Source organism: Arthrobacter sp. Bi83 (assembly GCF_918698095.1).
Classification (GTDB): domain Bacteria; phylum Actinomycetota; class Actinomycetes; order Actinomycetales; family Micrococcaceae; genus Arthrobacter.
This window is the reverse complement of the sequence record NZ_CAKKLY010000084.1, coordinates 1-9,611: the sequence shown is the minus strand read 5'-3', so window position 1 is coordinate 9,611 and position 9,611 is coordinate 1. Positions and strand designations below refer to the sequence as shown.

The 9,611-nt window shown below is 66.5% G+C and carries 7 protein-coding genes and 1 pseudogene; 7 read left to right on the top strand and 1 reads right to left on the bottom strand.

All coding sequences use genetic code 11. The features are described 5' to 3' along the window. Window positions 1–1,279: pseudogene (locus LQ144_RS22140) on the bottom strand (helicase); the annotation flags it as partial. Between the two features lie 178 nt (window positions 1,280–1,457). Here LQ144_RS22140 and LQ144_RS22135 point away from each other — a divergent pair. The 7 genes from LQ144_RS22135 (at window position 1,458) to LQ144_RS22105 (ending at window position 9,513) form a co-directional block, all read left to right on the top strand. Further along, on the top strand, window positions 1,458–2,315 hold the full coding sequence (locus tag LQ144_RS22135) for a hypothetical protein (protein WP_230121404.1): 858 nt from the start codon (window positions 1,458–1,460) through the stop codon (window positions 2,313–2,315). 178 nt (window positions 2,316–2,493) lie between these two features. Further along, the gene (locus LQ144_RS22130; protein ID WP_230121403.1) at window positions 2,494–4,215 is read left to right on the top strand and encodes an Ig-like domain-containing protein; all 1,722 of its coding nucleotides are present in this window, start codon (window positions 2,494–2,496) and stop codon (window positions 4,213–4,215) included. A 289-nt stretch (window positions 4,216–4,504) separates the two neighbouring features. After that, entirely contained in the window at window positions 4,505–5,086 is a 582-nt protein-coding gene (locus LQ144_RS22125) for a sugar O-acetyltransferase (protein WP_230121402.1), read from the top strand. Next, window positions 5,083–5,661: a TetR family transcriptional regulator gene (locus tag LQ144_RS22120; RefSeq protein ID WP_230121401.1), complete on the top strand. Its 579-nt coding sequence runs from the start codon at window positions 5,083–5,085 to the stop codon at window positions 5,659–5,661. The genes LQ144_RS22125 and LQ144_RS22120 overlap by 4 nt, the downstream gene beginning before the upstream one ends. Then, a complete protein-coding gene (locus LQ144_RS22115) occupies window positions 5,658–6,923 on the top strand; it encodes an MFS transporter (RefSeq protein WP_230121400.1) in 1,266 nt (421 codons plus the stop codon). Before LQ144_RS22120 ends, LQ144_RS22115 begins: the two co-directional genes overlap by 4 nt. A gap of 130 nt (window positions 6,924–7,053) precedes the next feature. After that, window positions 7,054–8,076, top strand: coding sequence for a LacI family DNA-binding transcriptional regulator (locus tag LQ144_RS22110; RefSeq protein WP_230121399.1), 1,023 nt, complete (start codon window positions 7,054–7,056; stop codon window positions 8,074–8,076). Between the two features lie 141 nt (window positions 8,077–8,217). Next, window positions 8,218–9,513 carry a sugar ABC transporter substrate-binding protein gene (locus tag LQ144_RS22105; protein WP_230121398.1) on the top strand — a complete coding sequence of 432 codons (1,296 nt, stop codon included), beginning with the start codon at window positions 8,218–8,220 and terminating at the stop codon, window positions 9,511–9,513. Window positions 9,514–9,611: the final 98 nt, after the last annotated feature.

The window sequence follows — 9,611 nt, the reverse complement described above, 5'->3', positions numbered from 1 at the left end:
GGGTGGGCAGTTCAACCGACTCGTCCGACGCCGTAACCCGGGCCGTCTGCTTCAGCTTCGGGTAGAACCCTGTAAGGAAGCGGCTTTCGTCGTGGGCTGGGATGTGAAGGGTGCTCCCGGCCGTGACGAACGTCAGGAGTTCTTCGCTCAGCCCGCTTTCGAGCGGCGCCAGGGTGATCACGGTGTCCGCCGCAACGCCGGGCAGCGCATCCCCGCCGGAGGTTATGAAGATGCCATGCGCCGGGCGGCCGATGGTTCCCACCAATGCCGGATCCACCTCCCCGCCCTCAACGGTGATGGTGGGCGCAAGCTCCAGCCCGCCGCCGTCGGGCGTCCTGGACCTGGCGCCATTCGCCGCCGCGTTGTCAGTCGCCGCTGCGACATCCACCGCTGCACCATCCACGCCTGAGCCGTATCGGCTCAGATTAAGGCCGACGGCGGCAGGCACTTCTGCGATCCGTACCGGCTCCTGCCCGCGGCTGTGGACCAGAGCCACGCCGATCTTCTTGGCCTCATCCAGCAGGCTCCACAGGTTCTTGCCGGCAAAGGTGTTCATCCCCAGCCACAGGGCGGACGACGAGTGCACCCGGCTGGCGGCCGAGGTATGGGCAGCGAGGAAGGCCTGCATCCACTCCACGTGGGCCTCGTTGCATTCGCGCCGGAAATTCAGGTAGCTGAGCGTGTTCCAGGAGACATCGCCACGGATCCACTTGCCCTTGGCCCCCATGATCACCGGGCGGGCCTTGAGCTGGCGGACGCTGCGGAGCGGATCCCGGCGGCCGGTGTAGGAGAAATGCGGGGCCGGTTCCTCCACCTCGAACTGGAGGGCCAGCGGGATGCCGCCGGCGGACTGGGTAATGCCCGGTTGTGAAATCAGCGGGCTCAGCGCCTGTTCCCAGTCCGCGAGCTCCGGACCGGACGGCTCGCGCGACAGCCGGGAAACCTCTGCCGGAGCCAGCAGCTTCACACGGATGGCAGGATTGTCCTCGGCGGCGAACAGCAGCGCGGCCACATGCTTGCAGTCCTTGCGGACGGGACAGCTGCAGACACCCACCGTGCAGCTCCAGCCAGCGGCTCTCCGCACGAGTTTCGCCGTGGTCGAATACGGCACTTCGGCGCCGCCGCGCACCTTGCCCAGCATCAGCCCCGTGACGGCGTCGAACGAGATCCCGGACACGCGGCTGCCCATGGCATACGCGAGTCCGGCCGCGAGGGAGCGGTCGTTGATCGCGGGGGTCTGGATTGCCAGTGCCGCACTCTCGTCCGGTTTGGATGGCATGGTGCGCGCTACTTTCAGCAGGTCAAAAATCTGCAGGTTATCTGATCCATCTTAGTCAGCCGGGAGGTGCCCTGAAACTTCGCCTGGCGTTCACCTCCCACTCAACCGCCGGGCAAGTGTCGGCGCGTACGTTGAAAGGGTCCTGAGCACCACCGGCTTTCTGCAGTGAGGATTTCCCATGACTTCCAGCGAATACCCTGTCGTTTTGACCCTTGAAGGCACCGAGGCCGGCAACGACGAGATTGTTGACGCCAACGTCTCCGTGGTGAACACGATGTACCAGGAGCTCCTCAACTCCGGGGAGATCGCGCCCAACGCCCTGCGCAGCTACTTCGTGGACTTCTACGTGACCCAGTCACTGGGCGGCGGCTTTGCACAGTACGTCTTCACCGCGCCGGAGCGTGAAGAGCTGGATACCTACGTCCGCGACGGCCTCGAAGGAATGGGCGCCACAGCCCACCTGGAGCTGTTCAACCGCGCCGCGGCGGCCTTCGATTCCCTCGCGGACGAGGAAGCGGACATCTACCTGGACGGCGAATGGGACGCAGAGTCTGACGGGGAACTGCCGGAGGCCGTCCAGGCCATGGAAGACCTCGACGCCGAATTCGAATCGCTGCTGGAAACCGAGGACGTCACCGGCCTCAACGCAGCCTGGCTTCGGGGCCAGGAGGGACTACTGGTCCTGAGCGAGGTCGAGCTCACCGCCCACATCGCGATGCGCGTCGCCCAGATTCCGGACCTCGACGAGCGCCGTGCCGAAGCCGCGGAGGAAGCACTGGATAACGCCCCTGAGTTCGAGGTCATCATCCGCGAGCTGTGCGGCGTCGCAGGTCACGCGCTGCAGAAGATCACCATGGGCGATCCCAACTACGAGCACAACGGCGAGACGGTCCTGGCCTGGCACTTCAGCACGGACCACGGCGACTTCCTCATGATTGAAGAGGACGATGAGGCCTTCATGCTCAACCCGGAGACCAAGGAAATCGTGGCGGCCGTGGAGTTCGAGGAAGTGGACGAGGACCTGGTGGACGCGTAGCGAAGCAGGGCACGGGGCCCGGGCACCCCCATTCGGGGGACCCGGGCCCCGCTGTCTAGGTTTTCCGCAGGGTCGCTTTCCGATACTGGCATCCACATCGGGCCATGGACCTGATGTGCATCACCGGCGGGCTGGGGTTCAGCCAGGTGAAGTCTGGGCCTTTGGAGGGGAGCTTTCCATGAATTCTGCACGCAATCGTCAGCGCTTGGCAACGGGAATCACCGCGGGGGCGCTTGCCGTCCTCGCCGTGCAGGCCGTGGCCGTTCCGGGTTCAGCCGTGATCAGTGACCCGGGTGCGCACATTATTACTGTTTTCCCGGAACGCGACATGGTCTCCGCCGAAGGGTACGCAGCCGGCGACCGTCCCACCATCCAGGTGCTTCGCGGCGGTGCTGTCATCGGCACGGCGTCGAACCTGGTGCCCGTGGCCGGCATCGTGGAAGTCAACCATCCCGGCGGAGGCTGCTGGGAAGGTACCACTCCGGACATCCGCTCGGGTGACGTGATCCGTGTTCTGACAGCGCCCGACGTCGGCGACCAGACTTTCGTGGGGAACGTCATCGTCACGCAGCCGGCCACGAAGGTCAACGCCAGCACCGTGGTAATGAAGGGCACCGCTGTTGCGCCCGGCGGCGGGCAGCTTCCGGCGGACCAGCTCGAAGCCAGGGTCGTGGCCGCCAACCAGTCCTTCGTGGTCAACGGGCGCCGGACACTCCGTGCAAGCTCAGTCGCCGGCGACGACGGCACCATCGCCTACGACGGCCCGGGTGTCACCACCTGGACGGCCACGTGGACGGGCCTCACCGGCGTCGGGACGGACGGCGTGTCCGACGCAGACCGCGCTGCATCCCCCACTAGCTCGGAAAGCCGGGGAATGTGGCTGGGACGCAACGCCGCGGTCGGCAACGAAGTCACGATTTTCGAGTATGCGGCCATCGGCGGCCCGGCCGGGCCCGAATGCACGGCACCCCTGGCAAAGGGGCCGAGCACACCTGACCTGACGGCCGCCAGCGATACTGGGCGTTTGAACACGGACAACATCACGCGCAGCACCAACCCAAGCTTCACGGGTGCGGCGGCGTTGCCGGACGCCGCGAGCGTCAACCTCTACATTGACGGTGTGGCCAGCGGCTCGGCAACAGTGGCCGCGAATGGCAGCTACTCGATCACGTCCAACCGCGCGCTGGCCAACGGGCGGCACACAGTGACGGCCGGCGAAGTCAGCCCGGCCGGCGTCGAGACACGGTCCGTCGGATCCCTGGCCCTCACCGTCGACACCGTGGGCCCCGTTGTTACCACCAAGGCTCCGGCCACCAACTCGCTGATGGCCAGCCAGACCGCCAACGTCACGGCAACCTTCAACGAGGCGATCGCAGGACTGGGAACGGCATCCTTCACCCTGAAGAACTCGGCAGGAGCGCTCATCGCCGCTCCGGTCACGTGGAACGCCACCACCAGGGTTGCGACGCTGAACCCGACGGCTACCCTCGCTGCAGACAGGAAGCACACCGCAGGCCTTACCGCGGGCATCACGGACCTGGCGGGCAACCCGCTTGCTGCGTCCTCCTGGGCCTTCACCACCGGCCCGCGGCCGACGGTGACCGGCAGGACGCCTGCAGTCAACGCAACCGGGGTGAGCCGGACGGCCAACGTCACTGCCACCATCAGTGAGAAAGTGACGGGTGTCAGCGGCGGAACGTTCGCACTGCGGAACGCGGCCACGGGAGCACTCGTCAGCTACGCGGTCAGCTACAACGCCACGACGCGGGTCGCTACGCTGAACCCCAACGTCACCCTGGCGGCAAACACCAGGTACACGGTGGTCTTGTCCACGAGTATCAAGGATGCTGCGGCAAACCCGCTCATCGGAACGTCCTGGAGCTTCACCACAGGCCGGTAGCGGCACAGCTTCACTCGACGTCCGGCCCGGTGCCGCCCGCAAGGGCGGTCCCGGGCCGGACTCATGTGGGGGCACGGGCTCGCCCTGGTTGAGCTTGTCGAAACCTGGGTCCCGACAGGCGCTGGTTGAGCTTGTCGAAACCTGGGTCCCGAGAGGCGCTGGTTGAGCTTGTCGAAACCTGGGTCCCGACAGGCGCTGGTTGAGCTTGTCGAAACCTGGGTCCCGACAGGCTCGAAGGGCGCGTACACGGTGTGTACAAATGTACATAGCACTGTGTACGCTTGTACGCATGACTTCCGACTACTTCGCAGGCGACACCCGGACCAACCACGAGCGCATGCTGGCAGGGGACCTCTACATCTCCGACGACCCCAACATTGCCGCCCGGCAGCAGCGCGCAGTCCGCCTGGCCGTCGAGTACCAGGCAGCCTATGCCCGCGATATCGACTCGGCGCAGCCGATCATCAGGGAACTCTTGGGTGAACTTGCCGACGGCGCCCACATCCGGCCGCCGCTGTTCGTCGACTACGGCACCTACATCCGGGTCGGCAAAGGCACGTTCATCAACTTCAACCTCACAGCCCTGGACGTTGCGCCGATCACCATCGGCGAGGACTGCCAGATCGGCCCCAACGTCCAGCTGCTGACGCCCACGCATCCGCTGGGACCCCGGCCCCGGCGGGACAAGCTCGAGGCGGCCCAGCCGATCACCATTGGCGACAACGTCTGGATCGGCGGCGGGGCCATCATCCTGCCTGGGGTCACAGTGGGTGAAAACAGCGTCATCGGCGCCGGGGCGGTGGTCACCCGCGATGTGCCGCCCAACGTCGTGGCCTTGGGAAACCCGGCCCGCGTGGTCCGTGAGCTATGACGGCGCCCCAGGGGCCGCCGTCGGAAAAACCGCGCTCCCGCCGCCATGATCCGGGACGCCGGGAGCGTCTGATTGACGTCACGCTGGATGTCATCGCTGAAAACGGGGTTGCCGGCACAACGCACCGGAAGGTCGCGGCGGCCGCAAACGTCCCCCTCGGCTCCATGACGTACCACTTTCAGGGCATCGACGAGCTCCTGGCGGCCGCCTTTACGAAGCTCGCCGACCTTACGGCAGACGGCTTCGAAGCGGCGCTGTCGGCGGCGGACGGTCCCCGGCAGGCGCGGGAGGCCGTCGTCGGGCTGATCACCGGTGACCTGCTGGGGGAGCGGCGAAGCATCCTGCTGACGTACGAGCTGTATGCGCTGGCCGCCCGCCGCCCCAACCTGCGGCTGGTGACCGACACCTGGATGGCGCGGAGCCGGGCAGCCCTGGAACGGCACTTCGATCCGGACACTGCCCGGATGCTCGATGCGCTGATTGAGGGCCTGTCCATCCACCGGGCGCTGGCCCTGAACCCCATGCCCGTACAAACGGTCCGCGAGGCCGTCGAAAGAATTGCACCCGACTCATGAGTTCAGCTTTTGTCCCTGCCGACGCGCCCCAACTGTCCCCCCAGCGGCTACAGCGCGCCCGGTTCGCCGTGGCGGCACTGTTTCTGACCAATGGCGCGCTCTTCGCCAACCTGCTGCCCCATTACCCGGCAATTATCGACGATCTCCAGCTGAGCAACGCCCAATTCGGCGTCGCCGTCGCGTCATTTCCGTTGGGGGCAATTATTGCCGGCCTGGCGTCCGGGGTCCTGGTGCGCCGCTTCCGATCATCGCGCGTCGCGACGGCGGGCACCTGGCTGATCGGGGTCGCTATCCTGCTCGCGGGGATCGCCCCGTCCTGGTTGGCCCTTGTGGCAACGCTGTTTGTCGCCGGCGCAATGGACGCCGTCACCGACGTGGCCCAGAATTCGCACGGGTTGCGGGTGCAGCGGCTGTACAACCGGTCCATCCTCAACTCGTTCCACGCAGTCTGGAGCATCGGCGCCGTCCTGGGCGGCCTCATGGGTGCAGCGGCAGCCGGACTGGACATCCCGCGGGGCCTGCATCTGGCGGTATCGCTGGTCGTCTTCAGCGCGCTGACTCTTACCTGCTACCGCTACCTGCTGCCGGGACCGGAGCCCGTCGAAGTGCCGGAGGCGGCCGGAGCGCCCGGACAGAACCGCCGCGCTGCCCGGGGCGCGCCGGCGAAGTACTTCATTCTCGCGGCGCTTGTCCTTATCGCAGCGGCCGGGGCTCTGGTGGAAGACGCGGGCAGTTCCTGGGCCGCGGTCTACCTGTCCGGCCCCCTCGAAGCTTCCGCGACAGTGGCGGGGCTTGGCTTCGTTGCCCTGACTGGCATGCAGTTCATCGGCCGCATGTTCGGAGACCGCCTGGTTGACCGCTTCGGTCAGCGGCTTGTCGCGCAGGCCGGAGGGACCGTTGCTGCTGCCGGAATGGGCACGGCCCTGCTCTTTCCATCCGTCGCAGGCACTATCACCGGCTTCGGACTGGCGGGCCTCGGGGTGGCGACCCTTGTGCCCGCCGCCATGCACACCGCTGACGAACTGCCCGGGCTCAGGGCGGGAACCGGACTGACCGTCATCAGCTGGCTCATGCGGCTCGGATTCCTGCTTTCACCGCCCGTTGTCGGGGCAGTCGCGGATACCGCAGGCCTCCGTACCGGGCTGCTGGTCATTCCGTTGGCCGGTGCCATCGTTCTGGCCGTGTCTCCGGCGCTTGCCTCCCGGGCCCGGGCAAACCTCCCGGAGCCGGCGTTGCCTGAACCCCTCGGGCAACGCCACTAACCGCCCGTCCGGCAGATCCGGCCGGATCCCCTCGGCCGGGTGATGTCGGCCCGCGCGGGTTGACACTTGCAAAACGTTTTGTGTACTGTGGGTCACACAAGCCCACAAAACGTTTTGCAAAGGACAGTCGATGGCGACCAAAGTTGGTATACGCGAGGTGGCGAGAGCCGCCGGGGTCTCGGTGACCACCGTGTCGCACGCGCTCAACGACGCCACCAGCTTCCGGGTCAAGGCGGAAACCCAGCAGCACGTCCGGGACGTGGCCAAGGACCTTGGCTACGCCCCCAACCGGCTCGCCAGCGGATTGCGCAACCAGCGGTCCCAGATTCTTGGGCTCGTCAGTGACGAGATCACCACCACCCCTTTCGCCGGCGCCATGATCCGCGGAGCGCAGGACGCCGCCTACGAACGCGGCTACGTGGTCATGGTGGTCAACTCGGGCCTGGACAGCGAACTGGAGGCCCGGGAAATCCGGATGCTCCAGCAGCACCAGGTGGACGGCGTGGTCTACGCCAGGCTGTACCACCAGGGTGTCCAGGTTCCTGCCGAACTGGACGGCCTTCCCACGGTGCTGCTTGATGCCGTCACCGGCGACACCGCGGTCTCGTCAATTGTCCCCGACGAGGTCGGTGCCGCCGAAACCGCCGTCGACGCCCTCATCCGGGCCGGCCACACCCGGATCGGGATGATCAACAACGTGGACGACATCCCGGCAACCCACGGCCGGCTGGAAGGCTTCCTCAACGCCCTGCGCCGGCACGGGCTGGAACACGATTCCCGGCACTTAGTGATCGGGAAGCCCGACACCAAAGGCGGCCGGGAAGCCGGGCTGGCGCTGCTCGGCCAGCCGGACCGTCCCACCGCCCTGTTCTGCTTCAGTGACAGGGTTGCCATGGGCGCCTACCAGGCGGCAACGGCACTGGGACTGCGCATCCCGGAAGATGTCTCCATTGTGGGCATCGACAACCTGGAGCTCATCGCGGACTCACTGTGGCCGGGGCTGACTACTGTGGCCCTGCCGCACTATGACATGGGGCGCTGGGCAGTCAACCGCATCCTGGACGACATCGAGAATCCGGGCATGCCGGCGGCCCAGACGCAGTTGGAATGCCCCCTGATTGAGCGGGGGTCGGTGGGCCCCCCGCCAGGCTAAGCCACAAGGCACACACACCAACCATCAGTTCCACCACCGGGAAACCGTCAAAAAAAGGGGGACGCAGCCGTTGCACCGGCCGCGCCCCCGACGGACCCCGGGCAATCATCCACGCACAAATTCAGCAAAGGATTGACCATCATGAACAAGCGATTCACGCGGGTCCTGGCCACCAGCATAGCCGCGGCGGCACTCGTAGGCAGCCTCGGCGCCTGCGGCAAAGGCAGCGCCTCGGCATCGACCGAGGGCTCCAATGAAATCACCATGTGGACCCACAACGCCGGCAACCCCGACGAGCTCAAGGCCATTCAGGGAATCGTCGATTCCTACAACAAGAGCAGCGGCGCCAAGGCCAACATCAAGGTCCAGGCCTTCCCGCAGGAGTCCTACAACGACTCCGTGGTCTCCGCGGCTGCCGCCGGCAAGCTGCCCTGCATCGTGGACATCGACGGCCCGAACGTCCCCAACTGGGCCTGGGCGCAGTACCTGACCCCGCTCAAGCTCTCCGCCGACATCTCCAAGAACCTGCCCAGCACCGTGGCCAAGTGGGAGGGCCAGACCTACGCCGTGGGGTACTACGACGTAGCGCTGGCGATGCTTGCCCGCGCCTCGGACCTTAAGGCCGCCGGAGTCCGCGCCGCCACCATCGACAAGCCGTGGACCAAGGAAGAGTTCCAGGACGCGCTGACCAAGCTCAAGGCCCTCGGCAAGTGGCAGTACCCCCTGGACATGGGGACGGCGGGCGCCGGCGAGTGGTTGCCCTACGGTTACTCGCCGCTCCTGCAGTCCTTCGGCGGCGATTTGGTCAACCGTGACGGCTTCCAGTCCGCGGACGGCGCCCTCAACGGGGACAAAGCCGTCGAGTGGGCCAACTGGTTCCGCGGCCTCGTGGACCAGGGCTTCATGGCCAAGAAGAGCGGCAAGGATTCCACCCAGGACTTCCTGAACAACAAGAGCGGCCTTCTCTACACCGGTTCCTGGGCAGCGGACAAGGCCCGTACTGCACTCGGCAAGGACCTGGTGGTCATGCCGACGGTGGACCTGGGCAACGGTCCCAAGATCGGCGGCGCGTCGTGGCAGTGGGGTGTGACGAGCGGCTGCAAGAACGCTGACGCCGCCATGGACTACCTGTCCTACTCCCTGAAGCCGGAAAACCTGGCCGCAGTGGCCAAGGCCACCGGAACCATCCCGGCCACCGATGAGGCCGCCGCGCTCCTTCCGGCCTTTGCCGAGGGCGGCGCCAACCGGGTGTTCATGGAATTCTCCCGCAAGTTCGCGGTCATGCGGCCGGAGACGCCCGCCTACCCGTTCATCGCCACCGAGTACGGCAAGGCAGTCCAGGACATCCTGGCCGGCGCCGACTCCAAGACCGTACTGGACAAGGCGGTCAAGGCGATTGACGCCAACATCAAGTCCAACGGCGGCTACAAGCGCTAGCCAGCTGCCCAACGGTCCGACGACGGCGGCCGGCACCTGCCGCCGTCGTCGGACCACCGGCACCCACTGTCAACGGAGACCCCATGACAACCACCCAG